The organism is Uliginosibacterium aquaticum (assembly GCF_012972705.2).
GTDB lineage: Bacteria > Pseudomonadota > Gammaproteobacteria > Burkholderiales > Rhodocyclaceae > Uliginosibacterium > Uliginosibacterium aquaticum.
On record NZ_JABCSC020000001.1, the window covers coordinates 1,521,089 to 1,546,257 of the forward strand.

A 25,169-nucleotide genomic window follows, 5' to 3' on the forward strand; every position below is an offset into this window, starting at 1 on the left:
CCGGGTGCTGGGTTAGGCGTTGTAGGGTGCGCACCGCGCACCGTATGCGCGGGTACGGTGGTGCGCAGTGCGCGCCCTAAGCTTGGGTTAGCGAACGATGTCGAAGTTGTAGTCCGTGTCGGCCATGAACTTGGTCTTCTCGTCGAGTTGCTCCAGCACTGCGTTGGTCAGCGTGGTGACGAGGTACATGCCGCCCTCGTAACCCAGCGTGGTCATGCGGTGCAGGTGGTGACGATCGAAGATCGGGAAGCCGATACGGATCAGCGGCACTTCGAATTCCGGCCCCTTGTGCAGGGTGTCGCGCTGGATGGTCTTGCCGTAGGTGCTGCCGACGATGAAATCAGGCTTGTCGGTGAAGCACAGGCTGCGCATGTGCCACAAGTCGTAACCCGCATACACCTTGCCATGCACGCCGTAGGGCGAAGATTCGAGCAGGGCCTTCATCCGCTTTTCCCAGCGTTTGTTGCTGTTGTTGCAGAGGATGTGGGTCGGCTCGATACCCAGTTCCAGCATCACCTTGACGAGGCCCAGCAGGAAGTCCGGGTCACCGAACACGGCCATCTTCTTGCCATGCAGCCAGGCGTGGGAGTCGGTCATCATGTCGACCAGGCGGCCACGTTCCTTCAGCAGCGATTCCGGGATCGGCTTGCCGGTGACTTCCGAGACCTTCATCAGGAACTCGTCGGTCCACTCCACCCCCATCGGGATGTTGATCTTCGGTACTTCGTGGCTCCAGGTGCCTTCCACGAACTTGCGGCTCTTTTCCAGGCTGGTGGGCTGGAGCATGAAGGTGGTGATGGCGTTCGGAGCATCCACCACTTCTTCAATGGTCGTGCCGCCGGCATACATTTCGTATTCGCCGTTGGCCGGGGTGTCGAGCACCTCTTCCGGGTCGCACAGGAAGCTGTAGCCCACGCCCATCTCGCGCATGTAGCGCTTGATCACGCGGTAGTTGCCCAGGTAGGTTTCGAAGCCCGGCACGATGTTGATCTTGCCGTTGCTGCCTGGGGTGGCCGGCACTTTCGTGGTGGCCTGGCCAGTGGCTTCATCCACGCCTGCCGTGAAGTAGCTCACGATGCCTTCGAACATGTTGTCCCAGCCAGTGATGTGGGAGCCGACGAAGGACGGAGTGTTGGCGTAGGGGATCGGGAAATCCTTATCCACATAGCCTTCCTTGCGGGCGTTGCCGATGAAGGCGCCCAGGTCGTCACCGATCACTTCGGCGATACACGTGGTGCACACCGCGATCATCTTCGCGCCGTAGAGCTTGGTGGCGTTCTGCAGGCCTTCATGCACGTTCTTCTGACCGCCGAACACCGCAGCGTCTTCCGTCATCGAGTCGGCGATGTAGGCGATCGGCTCCTTGAAGTGACGGTTGAAGTAGGTGCGGAAGTAAGCCACGCAGCCTTGCGAACCGTGGATGTACACCATGGTCTTCTCGAAGCCCATGCCGCACAGGGCGCCGCCAAGCGGCTGGCAGACCTTGGCCGGGTTGATCGTCAGCGCTTCGCGCTTGAAGTTCAGGTCCTGATATTCCAGAGTGGTCGTCCAGGCGAAGGTTTCGGCGACCTTGTCCTTGGAGGGCATTTCTTCCCACAGCTCGCGCTTCTTGGCGAGCAGGTCCTGGTATTCCGGTTCGTTGAAGAGCGGGAAACAGGTCTTGGTATCTTCGACGGTTTGCATCTTGTATCTCCTTGCCCGGCCAACTAGCTGTGGACGCGGGCGAAGCTTGATTGATCGCGGCGCATACATGCCGCGGCTCATAGGTAGGGTGCGCACCGCGCACCCTACGGTCCGGCTTAGGCTGCCTTCAGTTCGCCTTCGGCCTCATCCTTGAGCCAGGGCGCCTTGAGCATGTTCCAGCACGGGTTATTCACGGTCATGTCCATGTCGCGGGCGAAGATGGCGAAACCATCGAAGCCGTGATACGGGCCGGAGTAATCCCAGGAGTGGAGCTGGCGGAAGGGCACGCCCATCTTGTGGAAGGCGTACTTTTCCTTGATGCCGGAGCCGATCAGATCGGGCTTCAACTGACGCACGAATTCTTCAAACTCGTAGCCAGTGACATCGTCATAGATCAGGGTGGCGTCCTTCATTTCCTTCATGGTGCGGTCGTAGTCATCATTGTGCGCGAACTCGTAACCGGCACCGATCACTTCCATGCCCAGATCTTCGTAAGCACCCACGGTGTGGCGCGGCCGCAGGCCACCCACGTAGAGCATGACCTTCTTGCCCTCGAGGCGCGGCTTGAACTTGGCAATGATCGCGTCCATGGCCGGGGTGTACTTGGCGATGACGCGCTCGGCACCTTCCTGGATCTTTTCGTCGAAGTGCGAAGCAATTTCGCGCAGGCTCTCCTTGATCTTGGTCGGGCCGAAGAAGTTGTATTCCAGCCAGGGAATGTTGTACTTCTCTTCCATGTGGCGCGCGATGTAGTTCATCGAGCGGTAGCAGTGGAGGAGGTTCAGCTTCACCTTGGGGGTGTTTTCCATTTCGGTGAGGGTGCCGTCGCCGGACCACTGGGCCACCACGCGCAGGCCCATCTCTTCGAGCAGGATGCGCGAGGCCCAGGCGTCGCCGCCGATGTTGTAGTCACCGAGGATGGCTACGTCATACGGCGTGCCTTCGAAGGCTTGTTCGTCGCGGTTGGAAATGATGAAGTCGCGCACCGCATCGTTAGCGATATGGTGACCGAGCGATTGCGACACGCCGCGGAAGCCTTCGCAGCGCACCGGGATGATGGTCTTGCCGATTTCAACCGCTTTTTTCTTGGAGACGGCTTCGATATCGTCACCTATCAGGCCGACCGGACATTCGGATTGCACCGAGATGCCCTTGGAGAGCGGGAACAGGCCTTCCAGTTCATCGATCAGCTTGGCGAGCTTCTTGTCGCCGCCGAACACGATGTCCTTTTCCTGGAAGTCAGAGGTGAAGTTGATGTCGCAGAAGGAATCCACACCTGAGGTGCCGGAGAAGTAGTTGCGTCGGCCACCACGCGAGTAAGCGCCACAGCCAACGGGGCCGTGCGAAATGTCGATGATGTCCTTGATCGGACCCCACACCACGCCTTTGGAGCCTGCGTAGGCGCAGCCGCGCTGGGTCATCACGCCCGGCAGCGACTTGCGGTTGGAGGTGATGCACTTCTTGGATTGCTCGATGGACTTGTCATTCACCATCAGGTGCTTGGCACGGTCCTTCTTGGCCTTCTCGGGATAAACCTCCAGCACCTCTTCAATGAGGGCCTGGGCTTGCTCGCGGGTGAGCTCAGACATTTGATTCTCCTTTGCACCGGGCTATAGCGCGCCACGGGGCACAAGCGTTGAATATTCACTCTGGCGTCACCCCGGCACAGGCCGGAATGACGTCTTGTTTGATGCTTTGCTTGTGGTCAGGCAGCCAGTTCGGCGGCGGTCTTGCCGACGATCTTTTCGTCTTCCACTTCCATGATCCCGAACTCCATCAGCAGCTCTTCCAGCTCTTCCATTTCGAGCGGGTTGGGGATGATGAACTTCTTGTTTTCCACGATCTTGCGAGCCAGTTCGCGGTACTGGTCGGCCTGGCCGTGGGTCGGGTCATACTCGATCACCGTCATGCGGCGGATCTCGGCGTGCTGCACCACGTTGTGACGCGGCACGAAGTGGATCATCTGGGTGCCGATCTTGGCGGCCAGCGCTTCGATCAGTTCATCTTCGCGGTCGGTGTTGCGGCTGTTGCAGATCAGGCCTGCGAGGCGCACACCACCCGAGTTGGCATACTTCACGATGCCCTTGGAGATGTTGTTGGCGGCGTACATGGCCATCATTTCGCCGGACACGACGATGTAGATTTCCTGTGCCTTGCCTTCACGGATCGGCATGGCGAAACCGCCACACACCACGTCACCCAGCACGTCGTAGAACACGAAGTCCAAGTCTTCCTCGTAAGCGCCTTCTTCTTCAAGGAAGTTGATGGCGGTAATCACGCCGCGGCCGGCGCAACCCACGCCCGGCTCCGGGCCACCGGATTCGGCGCATTTCACGCCCTTGAAACCCACCTGCAGCACGTCTTCCAGTTCCAGGTCTTCCACGGAACCGGCGTCAGCGGCTAGCTGCATGACGGTGTTCTGCATTTTTGCGTGCAGGATCAGACGGGTAGAGTCGGCCTTCGGATCGCAACCAACGATCATGACCTTCTTGCCCGCCTCGGCCAGTGCGGCCACGAGGTTCTGGGTAGTGGTGGATTTTCCGATACCACCCTTGCCGTAAATTGCGCATTGACGCAGTTTTGCCATGGTGCTTCTCCTTGTGGAACAGTGAGTCGGGGGTCAGGCATGTGTGTTGCGTGATTTCCTGCGACACTGGCCTGACGGCTCGCACTACAAGTCGCAACGCTCGTGCCAGATGCCTGAAAATCCACCCAAAGCCTTGTGTGGCAAGGAGAAAGCCCGAAATGAATGATTCCTCAGGCAGTGCGGCTTGCGACAAAGCCCCGGTACTGTGTAGGGATGGCGACAAGGTTGGAGGGGATATCGCCGGGCAGCCCCAGGACCTTTCCAGCCCCCGCACGGGCCGGCTTGATGCCGAAGGCACAAATGGGGGCACTGCTCACGACAATCCCACTTTGCCGAGCTGGGCCCGCTTGCCGATCAATCGTTGCAACCTGCCGGCGGTGATTCTGGGCAGCCTGACCTATCAGCACACGCCTGCGCCGCTGATGCTTGACGGGGTGCATGAGCTGCACCGCGATTTCTTCCGCATGCTCAATACCCGCGAAACGGCAGAAGAGCGCGTGCAGCTTTTTCACGACTACATGACGATGTGTTTCCGGCTGGAGTCGCTGGAGGACGCTGGTTTCGCGCCGGGTATGGCGAAGAACCGCGGCAAGCTCAATTACCTGAAACTCATCCGTGGCTGGCATTTCAACTCCGACAGTGTTGAAGGCGCGGTGCTGAAAGCCTGGGTGGAATCCCGCTTCGGCCTGCTGCCGCGCCATCACCGCGCCCCGATCCGTGATTTCTCCAGCGAGCCCTACCGCCTCTATCTCGAGCAGCGGGCCACCGGGCTCTACAACACCAATGCCCTCGAATCCCAGCTTGATCTGGTCTACACCTTTACCCAGATCGAGCTGGCCCGCCGCTATCCGGAAACGCAGCACTTTCGTCTCTATCGCGGCGTGAATCGCTGGGAAGCGCACGAAATCCTGGGCGAGCGGGTTTCGGGAGGAAAGCGCGAATCCATCCTGCTGCTCAATAACGTGAACTCCTTTTCCACCGACTTCGAGCGGGCCGGCGAGTTCGGCGATCACGTGATTGCCACCGAGGTTCCTCTGACCAAGATCATCTGCTGTGCGCAAGTGATGCCGGGCAAGCTGCAGGGGGAGGGCGAAGCGCTGGTGGTGGGCGGAGTCTATGAAGTCAGGCGTTTGTGAGCGCCAGCCGCGAAGCTGACTCATGGTCCCTCGCAGGAAGCAGGCTTTGCTGACCGGCCACCCCTTGTGGGCAAGCGCTGTTCGAGAGCAGGCTCATTCGCGCGGATCGACGACTACACTGAAAGCCGGGGTTCTCAGCTAGGGGACGTCATGCATTCATGGCGAGAGCGAGGCGAAGCGGCGGGTGCCAGGGTGGCGCAGGCACGCGCTGCGCGTCTGCTGGAGCATGACCACCATGTTGCCGAAGTGGTGCGCGCGGTACTGGCCATCGTAGCCGGCCTGCTCCTGCTGGATAGCCCGGAGAACGTGCGATTGCCGCTCACTGCCGGCGTCATGAGCTTCAGCATTTATGCTGGAGTCCTGCTCTGGGGGGCCGGCCAGAAGGGTTCGCGCTGGGAGGCGCATATGCCCTGGCTGGACGCGCTGTGGTTCATTGCGCTGATGGCTCTGGCTGGCGAAGCCGGCGTGCACTACTTCCTGTTCCTGTTCTTTCCGGTGCTGTTTGCATCCTGGCGCCAAGGCCTGGGCGAGAGCGTGCTGCTGGCCGCTTTCGGCAGCTGTGCGGCGATGGTGGTCTTGCTGTTGCGTTTGCCGGGGCTGCCCTTGCCGGTCTTGCTGGCCCTGCCTGTGGCGCTCATGGTGACCGGGCCCCTGGTGGCCGTGCTGGCCCGTGCCGAGGCCGGCGTGAGGCGGGCCTATGAGTTCGCGGCCTATCTCGTCGACAGCATTGACCCGCGCCCCGGCTTGAGATCCCTGTTGCCGACGCTGATCGAACGGATCGCGCTGGAGTACAAGGCCGGCGGGGCCTTGCTGGTGATGCGCAGCTTCGAGGACGAGGCGCGGGTGCTGTGCTGGGAGGCGGCTGAGGGCTGCGACGAGTTGCCGGCCGCGGTCGGTGGCCCGCTGGTCGAGCAGCTCGCCACACTGCCGTCGGATCTGGCTTTTGCCTGGCAGGGCCGTCGTCACTGGTGGCGAGGCGAGCGGAGTGCCATGCTGGCGCTGGCTGGAGAGCTTGAGGCCGCGCCGGCGGAACTGCAGCCACAGATCCGCCAGCTGGCAGCCTTGCTCGGGGAGCCTGCCATCCTCTGCGTGCCACTGGTCTTTCGCGGCATCGGTAGCCTGCGCCTGGTGCTGACGGGGACGTGCGGCAACCTGCCCGTGAGCAGCCTGCGGATGCTGGTGCATCTTGCCGACCAGCTGGCGCCCTCACTCGAGAATGCCCTGCTGCTTGAACGCCTCTCGAGCGAAGCGGCCGATGGCGAGCGGGCGCGCATTGGTCGCGATCTGCACGATAGTGCGGTGCAGCCCTACATCGGTTTGAAGTTTGCCGTAGAGGCCCTGGTCCGCGAGGCCGGGCCAGAGAATCCCGTTCATGACAGCCTGCTACGGCTGCAGGAGATGGTTACCGGGGAGCTGGCCAGCATGCGTCAGGTAGTGAGTGGCCTGCGCGGCGCTCCGGGCCAGGCGGGGGCGTTGCTGGCGGGGGCGGTGCAACGCCAGGCCGAGCGTTTCTCGCAGCTCTTCGGGATCGCGGTCGAAGTGGCCATCGATGGCAAGTTGCCGGTAGACCGGCGTGTTGCCGGCGAGCTGTTTCATCTCGTGGCCGAAGGGCTGGCCAATCTGCGTCGCCATGCCCAGGCGCGCCGTGCCAGTATTTCGCTGAGCAGCGAGGAGGGCGTGCTGATCCTGCGCGTGCGTGACCAACGTGAGGAGGCCGGTGAAGTTCGCAGCTTCGTGCCACGATCGATCTCGGAGCGGGCGGCGGCCTTGGGCGGAAGTACCCGGGTGGAGGCCGATGCGCTTGGCAGCACCGTGATCGTTTCGATTCCGCTGGAGTGAGCATGAATGAGACCGCTGCTCCGATCCGCGTAATGCTCGTTGATGACCACAAGGCCATCCTGTGGGGCTTGCAGCGTCTTGTCGAGAGTGCAGCTCCGGCCATGGAGGTGGTGGCTACAGCCGCTAGCAGCAATGAGTTGCTGGCCGGGGCCAAACGCGCCCGGCCACATGTGGTGCTTCTGGATCTAGATCTCAACGGCGAGAGCAGCCTGGCGAGCCTGCCCTATCTGCGCCAGCTTTGTGAGGCGCGCGTGCTGATCCTCACCGGGGATCGTCATCCCGCTTCGCACCGCGCCGCCATCAGTGCCGGCGCGCGCGGTGTCGTGCTCAAGGATGAGCCGGCGGAGGTCGTCCTGCAGGCCATCGAGCATGTTCATGCAGGTGGGTTGTGGCTGGATCAGCGGCTCATGGACGGCATGCTGAGCCTGATCGCGCCGAACATGGAGGCGCCGGTCATGGACGACAGCGAACGCCGGATTGCCGCCCTGACGGCGCGCGAGCGCAGCATCATCCGCACCCTGCTGGCCAGCCCTGGCGCGCGTACGGCCGACATCGCCGCCCTACTGCAGGTTGGTGAGCACACTCTGCGCAATCAACTGAGCGCCCTCTACGAAAAGCTGGGGGTGCGCAACCGCATCGATCTCTTTGCCTTCGCCAGTGAACATGGCCTTGGTGAGGGCGGCGAGCAGCCGTGAGGCGTTCTTTCCCTGACACAAGATGTAACGGAGCCTACTGGCGCAACTCGCCAGCCTGCGGCGGCACCTGTTCCGTGAAGCAGTTCACTAATCGCTCATTCGAACATACTCATTCGTATTGGTTCTGTCTGTTCTTCGTAAGCCTCGGAATGCCTCGCTGCAGCGTGTGGTGCCGGCTTTCTTTCGCCGTGCAGGGCATAGTTTCCCTTGCTTGAATCTTCGTCTTCCGGGATGACAAATGTCATGTCCGCAGCGGGCGTCTTGTCACCCCTTGATTGCGGGAAAACATCCATGGGAAGGGGCTTTCAGCTGCCTATAGTGAGCACAAGGAAGGGGCGTTCACATCATGAAATCCGCTACTCCATCTGCTTCATCGCTCTGCAAGGATTCGCCCACTGGAAGCAGTAGTTCGTGGGCAGAACTCCTGGCGGATGAAAGCGCCGCGACCGCAATCGAATACGCGCTGATGGCTTCGCTGATTGCAGTTGTCATTTCAGCCAGCGTAGTCGTCCTGAGCGGATCGGTACTGGCGATGTGGGAAATGGTGGCTGAAAAGCTCGATGAAGTGATGTAGCTGGGCGCTTTGAATGGAATCAAGGAATGTCGGCTTCTGCCGGCAGGAGAGCTTCAGGTCAGGCAGGAGTGCCAGGTCTGGACGATTGACCACCGCGAGGTGGAAACCTGAAAGAGGAGTGAATCATGAAAACCCTGCGTACATTCTGGCAAGACGAAGAAGGCGCGACCGCAATTGAATACGGTCTGATGGCTGCCTTGATTGCGGTGGTGATTATCGCTGCCGTTCGTTTGATCGGCACGAATCTGGATGCGACGTTTGACGCGGTTGGTGCTGCCGTCGCCCCGTAATGGTCATGCTATTGAAGCGTAAGCCGGTGGGAGAAGATTCTTCGCCGGTTTGCGAGCATGAGTTACGACGCTTGCTCGTATGAGCATTGGGCTTCTTAGCTTGCCTGCCGTAGCCCTGTTGCTGGGGCTCTCGTTATGGCATGACATCGCCAGCCGGCGCATCCCCAACCGGGTTGTGCTGGCTGGTTTGATTGCAGGTCTTGCCCTGCAGCTCCTCCTGCCGGCGGGTGGCGGGCTCTTCATGGCCTCTGCAGGCAGCCTCGGCATTCTTTCAGCTGGGCTGGGGGTCGTGATCGGCGGGGTGCTGCTGCTGCCGCTTTATGCTTTCCGGGTGATGGGGGCGGGCGACGTCAAACTCATGGCCGCCCTCGGGGCTTTTCTCGGCCCGCTCCAGGTGAGCGGCGCCGTGCTTCTGAGCCTGGTTGCCGGCGGGGTGCTGGCGCTTGTCGTGGCGCTGTTCACGCGCGCCTTGCCGCAAGTGATGGATAACCTGCGCCTGATGTTGCTGTGTACGGTGGCAGGCCGGGGCAGTGGTTTGAAAATTTCGGATTTACCTACCACCGGGCGTTTGCCTTATGCCCTGGCAATTGCCTGCGGCACGCTCGCCCAGATTCTGCTCGCGCGTTTTACAAGCTGGCCGCTAGCCTGATTTTAGTTAATGCCATTGGCGTTTTTTGGCCAGAGTTTTTGTTTCAATTGTGGCTTTGTGTGGAATCGTCTGGCGACTGTGGAATAGTTGCTGACAAAAAGGGTGGGGTACTGGCGAAGCAAAATTCGCGAACCACAATCAGGTGCAAGAAACACATTTGCGGCGCCGCAGAAAATGGCTCCGCCATGCGACGCCGCGTCAGCTTTTATCCAGACGCCTCGCCGCTCTCCAGGATCATTTCAAGGAGGGCCTGTTCATGAAAAATACTCGCAGCATCGTGATGCTGGTCGTGGCGGTACTGGCAGGTCTGGCCGCCGTACTGATCGCCGCACGATGGATTCGCGAACAGAGCCGCGTGAGCGCGGATCGTGTCGCAGTGGCCATGATGGATGTGCAGCTCGGCTCGCGCATCACTCCCGAAATGATCATGATGATCGATTGGCCGATGGGCACCATGCCCTCCGGCGCGCACAAGGATCCGGGCAAGCTGGCAGGGCGGGTGGTGCGTACCAGCCTCACGCGTGGCGAGCCGATTCTTGAAGGCAAGCTGGCGCCCGAGGGCACCCAAGGCGGCCTCTCTGCAGTGCTGAGCGCAGGCAAGCGTGCAATCACCGTGCGGGTCAATGATGTGGTGGGTGTGGCCGGTTATGCCTTGCCCGGCAACTATGTGGACATCATGGTCAACACCCAGGAGGCACAGGGCTCCCAGCGCACCAACGACAAGGATCTATCGATCTCCAAGATCGTGCTGGAACAGATCCTGGTGCTGGCGGTGGGCCAGGAAGCGGGGCGCGATGAAACCAAACCGCGGGTGGTGAATGCGGTGACGCTGGAGGTCACGCCGGAGCAGGCCGAGAAGATCGATCTGGCGCGTTCCGTTGGCAATCTGTCGCTGGTCTTGCGTAACCCGATTGACCAGACACCGAGCGCTACGCGCGGGGTAACCAAGGAAATCCTGCTGGCCAGCATGGAAACTTCGGCGCCGGTGGCCACACCGACGGCGAGTGCCCCAGTCGTCGCTCCCCCAGCCAAACCGGTGGCGCGCTCCCCCGTGCGCAAGCCTGCCGCAGCCCCGGTTGCCAAGGCACCGGCAAGGCAAGGTGATTGCGTGGAAGTCATCCGTGGTACCAGCAAATCCGTCGAGTGCTTCTGAGCACCCACGGCAGGAGGTTCAGCCATGAGATCCAATTCATTCCGTTTGCTTGAACTGGCCACCTTGCTGGCCCTTGCTTCCATGACCAGCGCCGTGCAGGCCGCTCCGGCGAAAGCCGCGCAGGGCAGCTCACCTTGCAGCCGGGTGGAAATCGGGCCGGTCGTGCGTCTGCCGCTGGGCAAGTCCACCCTGCTCAAACCGCCGGCACCGGTGGTGCGCCTCCTGCTGGGCAATCCGCAGAATACCCAGGCGGGGCGACCGGCAGAAAAGAGCAAGGATGAGGAAGACAAGAACCTCAGCGCCGCCCGCAACGCGGCCCGCAGCAGCGTGGCCGATGTGGATGTGCTGCTGCTGAGCCCGACCGAACTGTTCCTGCTCGGCAAGACGGTGGGCAGCACCAATCTCGTGCTGCAGGGCAGGGATGGGATGTGCACCATGTTCGATGTGGTGGTGGGCATGGACACTACGGCACTGAACGCCAGTTTTCGTGAGTTCCTGCCTGCTGAGAGCGGCCTGAAAGTGAGCTCGGCGGGGGATTCGCTGGTGCTCTCCGGAATGGTGAGCGATGCGGCGGTGGTGGATCGCGTGCTCGATATCGCAGGCGCTTTTGTGCGCAGCTCAAGCGGTGGTGGCACGGCTCGCCCGGGCAGCAATGAGCGCATCATCAACATGCTCGAAGTGGCCGCGCCCCAGCAGGTGATGCTGGAGGTGAAGGTGGCCGAGATCTCCAAAGCTTTGCTGGATCAGTACGGCATCAATTTCACGCGGGCGCTGGTTTCGGCCGACGGTTCCATGATGCGTTTCATGACTGGCCTGTTTGGTGGCTCTGGCCTGCTCTACGGGCAGGTGGCCGGCGCGACTGGCGCTACGGTGGGAAGCGGCATGGTGGGTTCCTTTACGAATGGTGGAACCACCACGGCAACTACCGCCCCGACTGGCAGCGCGAGTATCGGTGGCAGCTCGGTGACCGTGCCGATGGTGGCGGGGCAGAACACCACCGTCATCAATGCCGACATGCAGAAGCAGGATGGCCTGGTGAAGATCCTGGCCGAACCGACGGTGATGGCCATCTCAGGCCAGGAAGGCTCCTTCCTCGCGGGGGGCCGGATCTTCATCCCGGTGCAGACCAATAACGGAGGCGGTGGTACCGCCATCGCGCTGGAGGAGAAGGAGTTCGGTGTGAGCCTCAAGTTCACGCCCACCGTGCTCGCCGGCGGGCGCATCAATCTGAAGGTGAATCCGGAGGTCTCCGAGCTTTCTTCGCGTGGGGTCACGATTTCTTCCGGCGGTATCGGCGGCAATACGATCCTGCCCTCCTTCACCACCCGCAAGGCCATTACCACCGTACAGCTAAGGGACGGGCAGAGCTTCGCGATCGGTGGCCTGATCAAGAACAACGTCTCGTCCAGCATCACCGCTTTCCCCTTCCTGGGAGAGCTGCCGATCATCGGCGCCTTGTTCCGCAGCACCAGTTTCCAGAACGACCGCACCGAGCTGGTCTTCGTGATCACTCCGCGTCTGGTGAAACCGCTGCCGGCCGACTATGTGCTGCCTACGGACGCTTACAGCGAACCGACACGTTACGACATGATCATGGATGGCAAGCTCGAAGGGCGGCAGCCTTCCGTACCGCCTGCACCGCCGGCAGCAGCCAATCCGGCGCCCGCCCAAGGCGGCTTTGAAGTGAAGTGAGGGAGGACGAATCATGCGCACCCTGAAATCATCCAGCGTTGTTCTGTTGCTGCCGCTGCTCGCAGCCTGTGTGGCCAGCACCACGCCACGCACCGACGAGCAATTCGGCACTTCACTCAATTCGCTCAAGGCCATGCAGACGAGCAACCCGGCCGCTTCACTGGACTCCGATCCGGTGCGCGGTGTCGATGGCAAGGCCGCAGGCGAGGCCATGCGCAACTACAACGAGAGCTTCCGTCAGCCAGCGCCAACCGGTATGCAGACGCCATCTTCCGGTGGGACTGGCAGCAGCGGTGGCAGCACCACGAAGTAGGTGACTGAACATGCGCGCGAACATCACCAAGCCACAAGGCGGCGGGATCGCGATCATGGTCGCGCTTTCGCTCGCAGTGTTGGTGGGCTTTGCCGGCCTGGTGCTGGATCTGGGGCGGCTGTATGTGAACCGGAGCGAGTTGCAGACTTCTGCCGATGCCTGCGCGCTGGCGGCGGCGGCCGAGCTGGTGTGCGATCCGGCCCTGGCTGGAGCTTGCACCGCGGGCATTCTGCTCGATGCCGAGAATGCCGGCGTGCTGGCTGCGGCGCGCAATAACCGGGACTTCCAGGCTACGGCTGCTGTGGTGACCACGGCCGACGTTCGATTTTCGATGAACTTCGTGCCCAACGGTGCCTATCTCACCCGGGCGACGGCAAATCCCGCATCGAAATTTGTGATGTGTATCGCCAGGGCGGATGGCATCGTGCCGCGCTTCATGCGGGCACTGAACGCGAATATCGGTCCTGCTTCACTGACGGCGACCGCTGTTGCCACGCAGTCTCCGTCCCAGAATTCCTGCGAAGTCATTCCATTGGGCGTGTGCAGCAAGTCCGGGGGCTACACGGTCGGAGCGTGGCTGCATTCAAATTTCACCTCTGCGGGTAATAACGATGATCTGGACGGCAGTTTCCGCTGGGTGGATTTCACGCCGAATGCCGGCGGCAATAGCGAAATCCGCGATCAGCTGGCCGGTGTCAATCAGGTCTGTGATCTGCAGATTGGCAGCCCGGTGCAGCAGCCGGGGCAGCAGCAAGGAGCCAAGAGTGCCTACAACACGCACTTCGGCATTTATCCGAATGGCGCGAACGCCTATTCGCCAGATCCTGCCTCCCCGAACTATGTGCAGCCGGCTGACACGGGTTATGCCTATCCGAACAAGTCGCCAGCCACGACGATCATTGCTATCGATACTTCGGCCTATGCCGATTTTGTGACACGGGCTGGAAGAAATGATCCATTTATTCCCGGTGAGTATGGCGTTAGCGGGCCGGGTGGCAATATTTCTGGTAACCCACAAGATAGTTCTGTACTCAGTCTGGGAAATAGATCCCGCCGTCTGGTGACGGTCCCGATGATTAATTGTGCTGGGGGCCGAGACGTGACGATCGATGCCTGGGCTTGCGTCTTGATGCTCAATCCGATGTCCAATGGCGCGAGCGGAACCTTGTATCTCGAGTACAGGGGGCTGGCGACTGATGCTGACAGCCCATGCACGACCTCAGGCACGCCTGGGGGTTTCGGCCCGCTGGTGCCGGTGCTGGTGCAGTAGGAGGCCATGATGAGCAGACGCGTTCAAGGTGGCGCCATGGTGGTCGAGTTCGCGATCCTGTTGCCGGTGATGGTGTTGCTGGCAGTCGGCATCATGGAGTATGGACGGGCGGTGTATCAGTACGACACCCTGACCAAATCGGCACGTAGTGCGGCGCGCTATCTGAGCCAGCATGCGGCAGGGAATGCCACGGCGATTGACATAGCTCGCAACCTGGCCGTCTGCGGGCAGCGCGACTGTTCCGGACAGCAGCCCCTGCTGCCGGGGCTGACGGTGGCCAATGTGGCGGTGTGCGACGCCAGCAACTGCGCCGGGACGCATCTTGGGCAGGCGACCGGGTCGGGCTCCCTCAATCTCGTGACGGTCACGATTACTGGCTATGTCTTCGATGCCATCGTGCCGGCCATGGTGCCGGATATCACTTTCGGCCCGATTCACGCCAGCATGAGGCAGGGATCATGAAACGCCATCTTTCTTCTTTCCAGACGGGCGCCGCTGCTGTCGAGATGGCGATCCTGTTCGGGGTGTTCGCTATGCTTTTGCTGGGGACCATGGAAATGGGCCGGGTGATGTTTTACTGGAACACGGCCACCGAGCTGACCCGCATGGGCGCCCGCATGGCCGCCGTGTGCAATGTCGGTGAGCCGGTCGTTGCCCAGCAGATTGCCGCGTTCTATCCCCTGATCCCTGCCAACAAGGTTCTGCTCGAATACACGCCGTCCGGCTGCACGGCCGCGAACTGCACCGAAGTGACGGTCAGGGTGGAAGCCGGCCTGACGATCAATACCTATATCCCCTTCGTACCACTGGGGCTGACCCTGCCTGAATTTCGTACCACTCTGCCGCGTGAGAGCCTGGCCAGTTCGCTGCCGGGCGTGCAGGGCGGTGCCAATCCGGTGTGCGCAGCCCCCTGAAACACAATCATGGATGCCCGCCATGCAAATCAAGGTGCTCTGCCGCGAAGCTGCCCGTTTCAATGAGATCCGCCGCGCCGCGATCGACAAGGATCCGGAAGCCGAGGTGTCGGGTGGGGTATGGCGCGTCGAGGATTTGCCCACCTTCATCGATGGCGTCGGCCCTGATGTGTTGATCGTGGATCCGGCTACGTCCGATTCCTTGCACCCGATCGAGACCCTGACCCAGCGCCGGCCCGATATCGAGATTCTGCTGGTGAGCCAGGATACGTCGGCGCAGTTCCTGATGCAGGCGATGCGTGCCGGTGTGCGCGAAGTGCTGCCGGCACCGGCCGATGATGCGGCACTGAAGAATGTGCTGGGGCGCATTCTGCTCAAGCGCAACCAGCTCGCCGGCCGGCGCGGTGATGGCAAGGTGCTGGCCTTCATCTCCTGCAAGGGGGGGGCTGGCGCGACTTTCCTGGCCTCGAATCTGGCTTATGCCCTGACTAGCGAACGTGGTAGCCGCGTGGCGCTGATCGATCTGAATCTGCAGTTCGGTGATGCGGTGATGTTCGTCAGCGATCAGCGGCCACCGAGCAATCTGGCCGAGGTGGCGCGCGAGATCCATCGCCTGGATGCATCGCTGCTGTCTGCGGCGATGCTCGAGGTGAGGCCGAATTTCCATGTTCTGGCCTCACCGGAGGATCCGGCTCATGCACCGGATGTGCGGCGCGAGCATGTCGAGGCGATCCTGCGCCTGGCCCGCCGCAACTACGATTTTGTGGTGGTGGATGTGGCGCGCAGCCTGGATGTGCTGACCCTGCAGGCACTGGACATGGCGGACCTGATTTTCCCGGTAGTGCAACTGACCCTGCCTTTCGTGAGGGACAGCAAGCGCCTGGCGGATGCCTTCCGCTCGCTCGACTATCCCGCCGAGCGCATTCGCATGATCGTGAATCGTTTCAGCAAGGGCGGTGAAATTACGGTGGCCGATGTGGAGCGGGCTGCCGGGCAGCGGGTGTATTGGAGCGTGCCGAACAGCTACATGGCTGCCGCGTCTTCGGTGAATCTTGGCGTGCCCATCGTGCAGGGGCAGCCCAGCGACGCGATCAGTCGTGAGCTGCGCGCGATGGCCGCCGATCTGGCGCCGGAGATGGGGCAGGCCGCGCATAGCACAGGCTGGTTGAGCAAGGTATTCGGCAATCGGAAGCATTGAGGGCGTCGCGCCGCAGGGCCGGGCGTGAGGCTGCGAGGAGAGAAACGTGTCGCTGAGAGAACGTCTTGAAGCAGTCAGCACGAGCACCGTCAGTGCCCTGCCTGCGGAGCAGGCTACGCCGCGCGGAACTTCCGGGCGCAGCAGCCAGGCCTACCAGGAGCTCAAGAGTCACCTCCACAAGGTGATGCTGGAGCGGCTTGATCTGGAGGCGATGGAGAGCCTGACGCCGGATCGCTTGCAGGTCGAGTTGCGCACCATGGTCGAAGGGCTTCTGCAGGAAGAGAACATCGTCATCAATGATCAGGAGCGTCGCAGCCTGGTGCGTGATGTTCAGTACGAGATGGTGGGGCTGGGGCCATTGGAGCCGCTGCTGGCAGACCCGACGATTTCCGACATCCTGGTCAATAACGCCAGCCAGGTGTACGTGGAGCGTAGCGGGCGTATCGAGCAGAGCGAGGTGAGCTTCGTCAATGACGCGCATCTGATGAAAATCATCGACAAGATCGTGTCACGCGTCGGGCGCCGTATCGATGAATCGAGCCCGATGGTGGATGCACGCCTGCCCGATGGCTCGCGCGTGAATGCCATCGTGCCGCCACTGTCGCTCGATGGGCCGGTGCTGTCGATCCGTCGTTTCGCAGCCATTCCGCTGACCATGGACAGGCTGATCAGCTTGCACACCCTGGTGCCGGAAATGGCCGAACTGCTCGCCGGCCTGATCCGTGCCAAGTTGAATGTGCTGATCTCGGGGGGTACCGGCAGCGGCAAGACGACGCTGCTGAACATCCTCTCCAGCTACATCCCGGGTGATGAACGCATCATCACCATCGAGGATGCGGCCGAGCTTCAGCTGCAGCAGCCACACGTGGTGCGCCTGGAAACCCGCCCGGCCAATATCGAGGGGCGCGGTGAAGTCACCCAGCGCGCGCTGGTACGCAATGCCTTGCGCATGCGCCCGGATCGAATCATCCTCGGTGAGGTACGCGGGGCCGAGGCCTTCGACATGTTGCAGGCCATGAACACCGGCCATGAAGGCTCGATGAGCACGGTGCATGCGAACTCACCGCGGGACGCTCTGATGCGTCTGGAGAACATGCTTGGCATGGCCGGCGTGAGTTCCCAGCCGCGCGTGATGCGCAGCCAGATTGCTTCGGCGATCAACGTGGTGGTGCAGGTGCAGCGCCTGCGCGATGGCAAACGCAAACTCATCAGCCTGCAGGAAGTGACCGGCATGGAAGGGGATGTCATCACCATGCAGGAGATCTTCAGCTTCCGCCAGACCGGCATGACGGAAGCTGGCGAAGTGCAGGGCTTTTTCTCGGCCAGTGGCGTGCGTCCCAAGTTCAGCGAGCGCTTGCGCGCCTACGGCATCACCTTGGCCGATTCGCTGTTTGATCCGGGCAAGCGCTTCGATTGAGGCGCGGGCAGAGGAAGGAAGAATCATGGACACCCTGTTTCTGTTCTTCGGCATCGCGGTATTCGTGGCTGTCGTGCTGGGTCTCGAAAGCGGCTTCATCTGGTGGAACACCACCCGTGGCCCTGAGGCCAAGCGCATCGAGCGCCGCTTGCGCGCAGCTTCGGCCGGTGCGCATAACCAGAGCCAGCTCACCATCCTGAAACAACGCGCCTTGAGCGAGTCCAGCGGGCTGGAGCGCATGCTGCTGTTGCTGCCGCGGGTGCACCAGCTGGACCGCACCTTGCTGCAATCGGGCGCCACGCTCTCGGTGGCCGATTTCGTGGGCCTTACCGCGCTGATGGCTGCGCTCGGTTTCTTCGGAACCCTGCTGCTGGCACGTAACTTCCCGCTGGCACTGCTGCTGGCCGTGGTATGTGCCGTATTGCCCTCCCTGCATGTGATCCAGTTGCGTGCCAAGCGCCTGGTAAAGATCGAGGCGCAACTGCCCGATGCCATCGATCTGATGGCCCGTGCGATGCGCGCCGGGCATGCCTTTCCGACTGCGCTGCAGATGGTGGGAGATGAGATGAGCGAACCGGTGGGGGCCGAATTCCGGGTGCTCTTCGATGAGATCAATTACGGCGTGGATCTGCGCGATGCGCTGCTCAATCTGCTCTCGCGGGTGCCCAGCACCGATCTGCGCTACTTCGTGGTGGCGGTGCTGATCCAGCGCGAAACCGGCGGTAATCTGGCCGAACTGCTCGACAGCATCAGCGCCATCGTACGCGAGCGTCTCAAGCTAATGGGCGAAGTCCGCACCCTCTCGGCCGAGGGACGCATGTCGGCATGGATTCTGGGCATGCTGCCGTTTGCCGTGGGGCTGGCGATCCAGATCTCGAACCCGAGTTTCCTGAGCGTGCTGTGGACCGATCCCTTCGGCCTCAAGCTTGTCTATGGTGCCGCATGCATGATGCTCTTCGGCGCCTGGTGGATGCGCCGGATCATCCGCATCCGGGTCTAGGAGGCACGATCATGACCCTCGTCCAGATAGCCTTTCTTGCCCTGATCTTCCTCGCCGTGAGTGGCCTGGTAGCCTTCATGCTCAGTGGCTTGCTGCCCAGTGCGGTGCGTGATCGCCTGCGGACCCTGGGCCCGGCCAGCGCCCCCAGTGAAGCCCGGGGCGGCGGGGCGGACTGGTTCTCGCGCATGGCGAGCCTGGTCCATCCGCTGGAGCGGCTTTCTCTGCCCGAAGAGGGTTGGGAAAAATCCGGCATTCGCACGCGTTTTCTCAACGCTGGTATCCGCTCCTCTTCTGCCCCCACGCTCTACTTCAGCGCCAAGACGCTGCTCGCCCTGAGCTTTCCGCTGATTGCCTATATCGGCCTCTCGCTCAGTTCCAGCCGCATGCAGCTCAATGGCGTGTTGCTGATCCTGCTGCTGACCGCGAGCTTCGGCTACTACCTGCCCAATCTGGTGCTGGCCCATCTGGTGGCGAAACGGAAGCTGGACATCTTCGAGAACTTCCCGGATGCGCTGGATCTCATGACGGTGTGCGTGGAAGCCGGGCTGGGCGTGGATGCCGCGCTGGGGCGCGTAGCGGCCGATATCGAAACCAAGAGCGAGGTGCTCAGCGAAGAGTTGCGCCTGGTAGGCCTGGAGTTGCGGGCCGGCAGCGATCGCGAGCGGGCCCTGCGCAATCTGGCCGCGCGCACCGGCGTGGAAGAGGTGGATGGCTGGGTTTCGATGCTGGTGCAGGCGGACCGCTTCGGTACCAGCATCGCCGCTACGCTGCGCATCCAGTCCGACATGCTGCGGGTGAAGCGCCGCCAGCGCGCCGAGGAAGCCGCGGCCAAGATCGCCCTGAAACTGCTCTTCCCGCTGATCTTCTGCATCTTCCCCTCGCTGATGCTGGTCCTGCTCGGGCCGGCCCTGATCCAGATCTACCGCGTGCTCCTGCCGACGCTGGGAGGTGGTCAATGAAAACCGATGCCCTGAAATGCGCAGCGCCAAAGCTGCTCCTGATCGCCCTGATGCTGGCGCTGCCAGGCTGTTTCACGCCGTCCCCCAAAACCAAGGCGTCCGGCCCGACCTGGAAGATCGAGCCGGTGATGCGGGCCGGCAACTCGCCCGACGCGCTGCGCTATGGCGAGAGTCTCTATCGCCTGGGTCGCTATCAGGATCTGCAGGCACGTGTGGCTGTCGCGGAGAGTTACTACCGCAAGGCGATTGCGGCGGATCCGCTGCATGCCGAGGCGCATGATGCGCTGGGGGTGCTGCTGGCTCGCAGCGAGCGCCTCGAAGAGGCCCTGATCCTGCTCGATCGTGCGGTGCAGCTGGCGCCCAACAAGGCCGGCCTGCGCAACAATCTGGGCTACGCGCAGTTTCTCGCCGGGCAGCTCGGGCCGGCGAATGCCCAGTTCCGTGAGGCCTTGCGTCTGGAGCCGGGTAATCCGCGGGCGGCCTACAATCTGCAGCTCGCGGCGCTGCCGGCACAGCCGCAAGTGGCGTCTGCGCAGCCGGTGGCGGATCTGCGCAGTGCGCCGAGTCTCGTGTTGAATGAGTCTGGTCCGCAGCGCATCGAGATGCGCTTTGCCAGTCAGCCGGCAGCCGCGGCAACGCCCTTGGCCGAGGCGATGGTGACGCCGGCCATATCACCCATCTCGCCTGCGCCAGCTCTTGCAATGGAGGCCTTCACTCTCGTCGCCGCGCCTGACAGCACGATAGCGGCGAATGATCTGGCTGATTGGCGCCTTGCCCTGTCACCGATGTTGTTCAGTGTGGCGGGTGTGGCGCACGCGCCTGCTTACCGGCTTGAGATATCCAATGCCATGGGCATGCGTGGGGCCGCGCGCCGGGTGAAGGCCTTGCTCATGCGTGAGGGGGTTCCCGTCGCCAGGCTCAATGACCAGCGTCCCTTTACCCAGCAACAGACCCTTGTGCACTATGCCCGCGGCTATCAGGCCGAGGCTGAGCAGCTGGCCCGGCGCATCGGTGCCGAGACCGCAGCGGGAGACGATTTGCTGAGCAAGCGTGCGGTGCATCTGCGCATCGTGCTCGGCAAGGATGTGCGTCCGCTGGTAGCGAGCCTGCCGGAGGACGATCAGCCGCCGCAATTGGCTGCCTGGGCGCCGCCCGCACAGGCGTCGAGCCGTGCGTCTTCCTGGCTGGCACTACTGGGGCTCTGAGCGGGAGCCGTATTGGGCAGGCTTGGTTTGGTCGGGCCGGCTTCAGCCGGCGGGGCTTGGGCTTGTTCAGGCGCTCTGCAACTGGCGATTGCCGGCTTCGGCCCGACGCAGTTCGGCCAGCCGGATCAGGCGCTGATTGGCCGAGCCGCGCCAGGGCAGGGTGGTGGGCTGGTCCTGCAGATAGGGTCCGTCGATCAGCACATCGACATCCTGCAGCAGTGCCAGATGCTGAATGTCTTCATACAGGTAGCCGGTCCACAGCCAGATGTCCTTGTGTGGATAGCGCTGCTTGAAGGCGCGGCACAGCGCAGCGATGGCTTCGCGGTTGGCCGGCAGCAGCGGGTCGCCGCCGGAGAGGCTCAGGCCATCGTGATCGGCGCACAACTCCAGAATCCGCTCGCGGACTTCAGCCGTGAAGGGCTGGCCTGAGAGCCGGTTCCAGGTGCTGCGGTTGTAGCAGCCGGGGCAGGCATGCGCGCAGCCGGTGACGAACAGGGTCAGGCGCAGGCCTTCACCATTGACCACGTCACAGGCGTAATAGCGCTCGTAATTCATGCCATCAGGGCTTCGCTCTGCGCGGCTTGAACCGGCATGGCTTCCGGTGTCTGGGTGGCCAGATGCTTGACGCGGCGCATCACCTCTTTCTGCTTGCCGGCATTGAAGGGGCGTGCGTTCGGGCTGCCGAGGTAGCCGCAGACGCGGCGCGTGACCGAGAGACTGGCGCCATCGTGGTTGCCGCATTCGGGGCAGGTGAAGCCCTCGGCGGTGGCCAGTGCTTCGCCCATGAAGCCGCACTTGCCGCAGGAGTCCACCGGGGTATTGGTGCCGAAGTAGGGCACGCTTTCCACCGCGTGATCCCAGATGCGCTCCAGGGCCTTCAGGTTGTGGCGCATGTTGGGCAACTCCACATAGGTGATGTGGCCGCCCGAGGCGGAGTCGGCGAAGCCCTTTTCGTACTGGATCTTCTCGAAGGGTGAGACCTTGCGCGCCACGTCGAGGTGGAAGGAGTTGGTGTAATAGCCCTTGTCAGTCACGCCAGGCAGCTCGCCGTAGCGCGCCACATCCAGCTTGCAGAAGCGGTGGCAGAGGGATTCGCTGGGCGTTGAGTAGAGCGAAAAGCCCCAGCCGGAATCGGCTTTCCAGCGTTGCACGGTGTCACCCAGATAGGCCACCACCCGGCGCAGGAAGGCTTGCAGGGCTTCATTGTCGAAGGGGTGTTCGCCGCCCGACATCAGTAGTGCAACTTCGTGCAGGCCGATGTAGCCCAGCGAGATCGAGGCACGGCCATTCTTGAACATCGGCAGGATTTCCTCATCCGGTTTCAGGCGCATGCCGAAAGCGCCTTCGGTGTAGAGGATCGGCGCAATGTTGGCCTTCACGCCTTCGAGGCGATCGATGCGTGTCATCAAGGCCTTGTGCGCCAGGGCCAGGCGTTCGTCGAGAATCTCGAAGAAGCGCGTCTGGTTCTGCTGCGCTTCGATGGCGATGCGCGGCAGATTGATGCTGACCACGCCGAGGTTGTTGCGACCGGCCAGAACCTCTTGCCCGTTCTCATTGCGCCACACAGACAGGAAGCTGCGGCAGCCCATCGGCGAAACCGGCACGCTGGAGCCGGTGAGCTCGCGATTGAGTCTGGCGGAAATGATGTCCGGGTACATGCGCTTGGAGGCGCACTCGAGGGCGAGCTGCTTGATGTCGTAGTTCGGATCTTGCGGCTTGAGGTTGAGCCCTTCCTCGATGAAGAACACCAGCTTGGGGAATACCGGCGTGATGCCTTCCTTGCCCATGCCCTTGATGCGTACCTGCAGGATGGCGCGTTGCACGGCGCGCTCCTGCCAGCCGCGGCCCATGCCGAAGGAGAAGGTCACAAAGGGCTGCTGGCCGTTGGAGGAAAACAGCGTGTTGATTTCGTACTCGCAGGCCTGGATGCCGTCGTAGGTTTCCTTCTCGGTGCGCTCGCGGGCATAGCGTTCCGGCTCGGCAATGGCGTACTGGCGCGCCACTTCCAGGTTCTTTTCGTAGCTCTTCTGGACGTAGGGTGCGAGGGTCTCGTCAATGTTCGGAATGGTCGTGCCGCCGTACTGATGGCTGGCGACCTGGGCAATGATCTGGGCGGTGACCGCGCAGGCTACGCCGACCGACTTGGGGCTCTCGATGCCGGCATTGCCAAGGTGAAAACCGTTGGCCAGCATGCCTTGCAGATCCACCAGGCAGCAGTTGGTGAAGGGCAGGAAGGGGGAGTAGTCGAGGTCGTGGTAATGCAGGTCGCCACTGTTGTGGGCCTGCATCACATCCTTGGCGAGAAAATTGCCGGCGAACTGCTTGGAGACGATGCCGGCCATCAGATCGCGCATCACCGGGAAGACGTTGGCATCCTTGTTGGCATTCTCGGTCACCGCATCCTGATCGGTTTTGTCCACCAGGCCCATCAGTTGCGCATGCAGCCGGGAGCCGCGCACGCGGATGCTGTCGCGATCATGGCGGTATTCGATGTAGAGGCGCGCAACTTCCGGATGCGACTGCATCAACGCGTCTTCCACATACTGCTGGATGGTCGGGATATCGAGCGAGCCGGCCGGGTGCTCGCGGCACTGGGCTTCCACCGCGGAAGCCACCGTCAGTGCCACCGCATTCGGGTTGGGCAATTCGGCTGCCATGGCGGCCTTCTGGCAGGCCACGGCAATCTTCATGATGTCGAAAGGCGCAGAGGTGCCGTCCCGCTTGAGAACTCGCAGCATGGAGATATCCAGGAAAGTAAGAGGTGGTGAGGCCCGGAGGATTGGCCGATGGACTACATATAGTGGCGCTGACGATATTACGCACTACCTATAGTTGGATTGATTCAGGTCAACTTCCGCCACCCCTCCCGCCTCGGCCCACCGGCGCCTGCCTCAATGGGCAGGCGCTCCGGTCTGCAACGCCGGTTTTCAGGTCTGCCCGGGCTTGATGGCGGGAGCCAGGATTGCCGCCGGGATGGCCAGCGCAGCCATGGCCAGTACGATCAGTGGCCCGCTGGGCAGATCGAACAAGGCCGAGAGGGTCAGGCCCAGCCCATAGGCCAGTGCGCCCATGCCCCAGGCCACGGCCAAGGCTCGCTGGCCCCAGTGGCGGGTGGCCAGTGCCGGGATGATCAGGCTGGCGAATACCAGATACACGCCGACCAGTTGCACTGAGGCCGTCACGGCCAGGGCGAAGAGCAGGTAGAAGCCGACGCGCCCGAGGTGCTCGCCACTGGCAAACCAGGCGCACAGCACGGCAAAGCTCAGTGCGCCGGTGATGACCAGCTGGGGGGTATCGACCCACAGGATCTGGCCGACCAGCATGTCCTTCAGATGCTCACCACCTTGCGGGTTGCCAGCTAGCAGTAGCAGCGCGATACAGGAGGCGAGCACGAAGAGCACGCCGATCAGGGCTTCCTGGATCTCCGGCCAGCGCGCTTCGCTCCAGGTCAGCAGCAGGGCGCCGAGGCCGGCCGCTACGAGGGCGGCAAACTGCACCGCGAGCGTCGAGTCGGCTAAGCCCAGGCTGCCGGCGATGATCACGCCGAGCCCGGCAATCTGCGCGATGGCCAGATCAATGAACACGATGCCGCGCGCCAGCACTCGCTGGCCGAGCGGCACATGGGTGGCGAGCACCAGCAGCCCGGCCACGAAGGCCGGGCCGAGGATGCTGAGTTCGAGCCCGGCGCTGTTCATCGTGCAGCTTTCAGGAGCTGCGCGAGGGTCTCGTCGAAGAGGCTGAAGAGATCCTTGGCGCGCTCATTGCCACCCACCGTGAAAGGCAGTACCACGACCGGAATTTTCGCGCGGCTGGCAAACCACTCGGCGGCCCGGCCATCGTTATAGGCCGCGCGCAGTACCATGCGGGCCGGGTTCTGCTGCTGGCGCTCCAGCAGGGTGGCGAGATGGCCGCTGCCCGGCTCGATCCCCGGCTTGGGCTCGAGTGTGGCGACTTCACGCAGGCCCAGCCAGTCCTGCAGGTAGGGGAAGGCCTTGTGCTGAACGACGATGGGCAGGCCGCGCAGCGGTGCGGCTGCGGCTTCCCAGCGCTGGATCGCGGCTTGCCAGCGGGCACTGAAGTCCGCCAGGCGACGGGCATAGTCCGGGCTGCCGGCCGGGTCCAGCTGGCTCAGGCGCTGGCTCAGCGCTGTGGCCACGCGGGCGATATTGCGCGGATCGGTCTGGATGTGCGGATTGCCGGCGGCATGCACATCGCCATCGGCACGGTCGGCCTTTGTCGGCACTTCGAGCATGCGCACCGCACTGGCGGCCTCGAAGTAGCCGGGCTGGCCCACCTGTACCGCGGCATTGCCGGACTGGCGCTGCAATACCGGCAGCCAGCCGGTTTCCAGCTCGGCACCGGTGCATACCAGCAGGTCTGCCGTACGCACGGCGGCAATCAGGCTCGGGCGGGCCTGGATGTGGTGTACGTCCTGCAGCGCGGTGGTGGCGGTGTAGAGGCTGGTGCGGGGGCCGGCCAGTTCCTGGACCAGTGCGCCCCATTCAGGTTCGCAGGCCACCACCTTGAGGCTGGCATGGGCCAGGTTGGCGGCCAGCAGGCCGGCTACGAGGGCAAGGAGTTTGAGTCGTTTCATG

The 25,169-nt window shown here is 62.6% G+C and carries 24 protein-coding genes; 17 read left to right on the plus strand and 7 right to left on the minus strand.

What is annotated here, in order from left to right; translation table 11 throughout:
- Positions 1-87 precede the first annotated feature (87 nt).
- The 3 genes from nifK to nifH all read right to left on the minus strand — a co-directional run bounded on the left by nifK (position 88) and on the right by nifH (position 4,270).
- Positions 88-1,683 carry a nitrogenase molybdenum-iron protein subunit beta gene (nifK, locus tag HJ583_RS06760; RefSeq protein ID WP_170021172.1) on the minus strand — a complete coding sequence of 532 codons (1,596 nt, stop codon included), beginning with the start codon at positions 1,681-1,683 and terminating at the stop codon, positions 88-90.
- Between the two features lie 116 nt (positions 1,684-1,799).
- The gene (gene nifD / locus HJ583_RS06765) at positions 1,800-3,272 is read right to left on the minus strand and encodes a nitrogenase molybdenum-iron protein alpha chain (RefSeq protein WP_170021173.1); all 1,473 of its coding nucleotides are present in this window, start codon (positions 3,270-3,272) and stop codon (positions 1,800-1,802) included.
- A 116-nt stretch (positions 3,273-3,388) separates the two neighbouring features.
- Positions 3,389-4,270, minus strand: a complete 882-nt coding sequence (nifH, locus tag HJ583_RS06770) for a nitrogenase iron protein (RefSeq protein WP_101942994.1) — start codon at positions 4,268-4,270, stop codon at positions 3,389-3,391.
- Positions 4,271-4,428: 158 nt separating this feature from the next.
- Here nifH and HJ583_RS06775 point away from each other — a divergent pair, with 158 nt between their 5' ends.
- The 17 genes from HJ583_RS06775 to HJ583_RS06855 all read left to right on the plus strand — a co-directional run bounded on the left by HJ583_RS06775 (position 4,429) and on the right by HJ583_RS06855 (position 20,574).
- Positions 4,429-5,406, plus strand: coding sequence for an NAD(+)--dinitrogen-reductase ADP-D-ribosyltransferase (locus HJ583_RS06775; protein ID WP_170021174.1), 978 nt, complete (start codon positions 4,429-4,431; stop codon positions 5,404-5,406).
- Positions 5,407-5,556: 150 nt separating this feature from the next.
- A complete protein-coding gene (locus HJ583_RS06780) occupies positions 5,557-7,245 on the plus strand; it encodes a sensor histidine kinase (protein ID WP_170021175.1) in 1,689 nt (562 codons plus the stop codon).
- A gap of 2 nt (positions 7,246-7,247) precedes the next feature.
- Positions 7,248-7,940, plus strand: coding sequence for a response regulator transcription factor (locus HJ583_RS06785; RefSeq protein WP_170021176.1), 693 nt, complete (start codon positions 7,248-7,250; stop codon positions 7,938-7,940).
- 346 nt (positions 7,941-8,286) lie between these two features.
- Positions 8,287-8,514, plus strand: coding sequence for a Flp family type IVb pilin (locus HJ583_RS06790; protein ID WP_170021177.1), 228 nt, complete (start codon positions 8,287-8,289; stop codon positions 8,512-8,514).
- A 125-nt stretch (positions 8,515-8,639) separates the two neighbouring features.
- Complete coding sequence (locus HJ583_RS06795; protein WP_170021178.1) at positions 8,640-8,804, plus strand: Flp family type IVb pilin; 165 nt, start codon at positions 8,640-8,642, stop codon at positions 8,802-8,804.
- A gap of 100 nt (positions 8,805-8,904) precedes the next feature.
- Positions 8,905-9,453: an A24 family peptidase gene (locus tag HJ583_RS06800; protein WP_217423278.1), complete on the plus strand. Its 549-nt coding sequence runs from the start codon at positions 8,905-8,907 to the stop codon at positions 9,451-9,453.
- Positions 9,454-9,709: 256 nt separating this feature from the next.
- Entirely contained in the window at positions 9,710-10,606 is an 897-nt protein-coding gene (cpaB, locus tag HJ583_RS06805) for a Flp pilus assembly protein CpaB (protein WP_170021179.1), read from the plus strand.
- 24 nt (positions 10,607-10,630) lie between these two features.
- Complete coding sequence (locus HJ583_RS06810; RefSeq protein ID WP_217423279.1) at positions 10,631-12,298, plus strand: type II and III secretion system protein family protein; 1,668 nt, start codon at positions 10,631-10,633, stop codon at positions 12,296-12,298.
- 13 nt (positions 12,299-12,311) lie between these two features.
- Positions 12,312-12,611: a hypothetical protein gene (locus HJ583_RS06815; RefSeq protein ID WP_170021180.1), complete on the plus strand. Its 300-nt coding sequence runs from the start codon at positions 12,312-12,314 to the stop codon at positions 12,609-12,611.
- Between the two features lie 10 nt (positions 12,612-12,621).
- Positions 12,622-13,881 (plus strand): pilus assembly protein TadG-related protein, encoded by a 1,260-nt coding sequence (locus HJ583_RS06820; RefSeq protein ID WP_170021181.1) that lies wholly within the window; start codon positions 12,622-12,624, stop codon positions 13,879-13,881.
- Positions 13,882-13,890: 9 nt separating this feature from the next.
- Positions 13,891-14,343, plus strand: a complete 453-nt coding sequence (locus HJ583_RS06825) for a TadE/TadG family type IV pilus assembly protein (protein ID WP_235943705.1) — start codon at positions 13,891-13,893, stop codon at positions 14,341-14,343.
- Positions 14,340-14,795 carry a TadE/TadG family type IV pilus assembly protein gene (locus HJ583_RS06830; RefSeq protein ID WP_170021183.1) on the plus strand — a complete coding sequence of 152 codons (456 nt, stop codon included), beginning with the start codon at positions 14,340-14,342 and terminating at the stop codon, positions 14,793-14,795. Before HJ583_RS06825 ends, HJ583_RS06830 begins: the two co-directional genes overlap by 4 nt.
- 22 nt (positions 14,796-14,817) lie before the next feature.
- On the plus strand, positions 14,818-15,993 hold the full coding sequence (locus HJ583_RS06835) for an AAA family ATPase (RefSeq protein WP_170021184.1): 1,176 nt from the start codon (positions 14,818-14,820) through the stop codon (positions 15,991-15,993).
- 46 nt (positions 15,994-16,039) lie between these two features.
- Positions 16,040-17,410 carry a CpaF family protein gene (locus HJ583_RS06840; protein WP_170021185.1) on the plus strand — a complete coding sequence of 457 codons (1,371 nt, stop codon included), beginning with the start codon at positions 16,040-16,042 and terminating at the stop codon, positions 17,408-17,410.
- Positions 17,411-17,435: 25 nt separating this feature from the next.
- The gene (locus HJ583_RS06845) at positions 17,436-18,410 is read left to right on the plus strand and encodes a type II secretion system F family protein (protein ID WP_170021186.1); all 975 of its coding nucleotides are present in this window, start codon (positions 17,436-17,438) and stop codon (positions 18,408-18,410) included.
- Positions 18,411-18,421: 11 nt separating this feature from the next.
- A complete protein-coding gene (locus HJ583_RS06850) occupies positions 18,422-19,369 on the plus strand; it encodes a type II secretion system F family protein (RefSeq protein WP_170021187.1) in 948 nt (315 codons plus the stop codon).
- Entirely contained in the window at positions 19,366-20,574 is a 1,209-nt protein-coding gene (locus tag HJ583_RS06855; RefSeq protein WP_170021188.1) for a LytR C-terminal domain-containing protein, read from the plus strand. Before HJ583_RS06850 ends, HJ583_RS06855 begins: the two co-directional genes overlap by 4 nt.
- A 66-nt stretch (positions 20,575-20,640) precedes the next feature.
- On the opposite strand, the gene nrdG is transcribed toward HJ583_RS06855, so the two are convergent.
- The 4 genes from nrdG to HJ583_RS06875 all read right to left on the minus strand — a co-directional run bounded on the left by nrdG (position 20,641) and on the right by HJ583_RS06875 (position 25,168).
- Positions 20,641-21,129, minus strand: coding sequence for an anaerobic ribonucleoside-triphosphate reductase activating protein (gene nrdG / locus HJ583_RS06860; RefSeq protein ID WP_170021189.1), 489 nt, complete (start codon positions 21,127-21,129; stop codon positions 20,641-20,643).
- A complete protein-coding gene (gene nrdD, locus HJ583_RS06865) occupies positions 21,126-23,312 on the minus strand; it encodes an anaerobic ribonucleoside-triphosphate reductase (protein WP_170021190.1) in 2,187 nt (728 codons plus the stop codon). Before nrdD ends, nrdG begins: the two co-directional genes overlap by 4 nt.
- 189 nt (positions 23,313-23,501) lie before the next feature.
- Positions 23,502-24,269, minus strand: a complete 768-nt coding sequence (locus HJ583_RS06870; RefSeq protein ID WP_170021191.1) for a metal ABC transporter permease — start codon at positions 24,267-24,269, stop codon at positions 23,502-23,504.
- Positions 24,266-25,168, minus strand: a complete 903-nt coding sequence (locus tag HJ583_RS06875; protein ID WP_170021192.1) for a metal ABC transporter substrate-binding protein — start codon at positions 25,166-25,168, stop codon at positions 24,266-24,268. Before HJ583_RS06875 ends, HJ583_RS06870 begins: the two co-directional genes overlap by 4 nt.
- Between the last annotated feature and the right edge of the window lies 1 nt (position 25,169).

Bases quoted from the DNA above. Each gene is read 5' to 3' on its own strand.
- nrdD (WP_170021190.1), bottom strand. From the start codon at position 23,312: ATGCTGCGAGTTCTCAAGCGGGACGGCACCTCTGCGCCTTTCGACATC.
- HJ583_RS06835 (WP_170021184.1), top strand. From the start codon at position 14,818: ATGCAAATCAAGGTGCTCTGCCGCGAAGCTGCCCGTTTCAATGAGATC.
- HJ583_RS06780 (WP_170021175.1), top strand. From the start codon at position 5,557: ATGCATTCATGGCGAGAGCGAGGCGAAGCGGCGGGTGCCAGGGTGGCG.
- HJ583_RS06850 (WP_170021187.1), top strand. From the start codon at position 18,422: ATGACCCTCGTCCAGATAGCCTTTCTTGCCCTGATCTTCCTCGCCGTG.
- HJ583_RS06815 (WP_170021180.1), top strand. From the start codon at position 12,312: ATGCGCACCCTGAAATCATCCAGCGTTGTTCTGTTGCTGCCGCTGCTC.
- nifK (WP_170021172.1), bottom strand. From the start codon at position 1,683: ATGCAAACCGTCGAAGATACCAAGACCTGTTTCCCGCTCTTCAACGAA.
- HJ583_RS06775 (WP_170021174.1), top strand. From the start codon at position 4,429: ATGAATGATTCCTCAGGCAGTGCGGCTTGCGACAAAGCCCCGGTACTG.
- HJ583_RS06845 (WP_170021186.1), top strand. From the start codon at position 17,436: ATGGACACCCTGTTTCTGTTCTTCGGCATCGCGGTATTCGTGGCTGTC.
- nifD (WP_170021173.1), bottom strand. From the start codon at position 3,272: ATGTCTGAGCTCACCCGCGAGCAAGCCCAGGCCCTCATTGAAGAGGTG.
- HJ583_RS06795 (WP_170021178.1), top strand. From the start codon at position 8,640: ATGAAAACCCTGCGTACATTCTGGCAAGACGAAGAAGGCGCGACCGCA.
- nrdG (WP_170021189.1), bottom strand. From the start codon at position 21,129: ATGAATTACGAGCGCTATTACGCCTGTGACGTGGTCAATGGTGAAGGC.
- HJ583_RS06830 (WP_170021183.1), top strand. From the start codon at position 14,340: ATGAAACGCCATCTTTCTTCTTTCCAGACGGGCGCCGCTGCTGTCGAG.
- HJ583_RS06855 (WP_170021188.1), top strand. From the start codon at position 19,366: ATGAAAACCGATGCCCTGAAATGCGCAGCGCCAAAGCTGCTCCTGATC.
- HJ583_RS06785 (WP_170021176.1), top strand. From the start codon at position 7,248: ATGAATGAGACCGCTGCTCCGATCCGCGTAATGCTCGTTGATGACCAC.
- HJ583_RS06870 (WP_170021191.1), bottom strand. From the start codon at position 24,269: ATGAACAGCGCCGGGCTCGAACTCAGCATCCTCGGCCCGGCCTTCGTG.
- HJ583_RS06810 (WP_217423279.1), top strand. From the start codon at position 10,631: ATGAGATCCAATTCATTCCGTTTGCTTGAACTGGCCACCTTGCTGGCC.
- cpaB (WP_170021179.1), top strand. From the start codon at position 9,710: ATGAAAAATACTCGCAGCATCGTGATGCTGGTCGTGGCGGTACTGGCA.
- nifH (WP_101942994.1), bottom strand. From the start codon at position 4,270: ATGGCAAAACTGCGTCAATGCGCAATTTACGGCAAGGGTGGTATCGGA.
- HJ583_RS06875 (WP_170021192.1), bottom strand. From the start codon at position 25,168: ATGAAACGACTCAAACTCCTTGCCCTCGTAGCCGGCCTGCTGGCCGCC.
- HJ583_RS06820 (WP_170021181.1), top strand. From the start codon at position 12,622: ATGCGCGCGAACATCACCAAGCCACAAGGCGGCGGGATCGCGATCATG.
- HJ583_RS06790 (WP_170021177.1), top strand. From the start codon at position 8,287: ATGAAATCCGCTACTCCATCTGCTTCATCGCTCTGCAAGGATTCGCCC.
- HJ583_RS06825 (WP_235943705.1), top strand. From the start codon at position 13,891: ATGAGCAGACGCGTTCAAGGTGGCGCCATGGTGGTCGAGTTCGCGATC.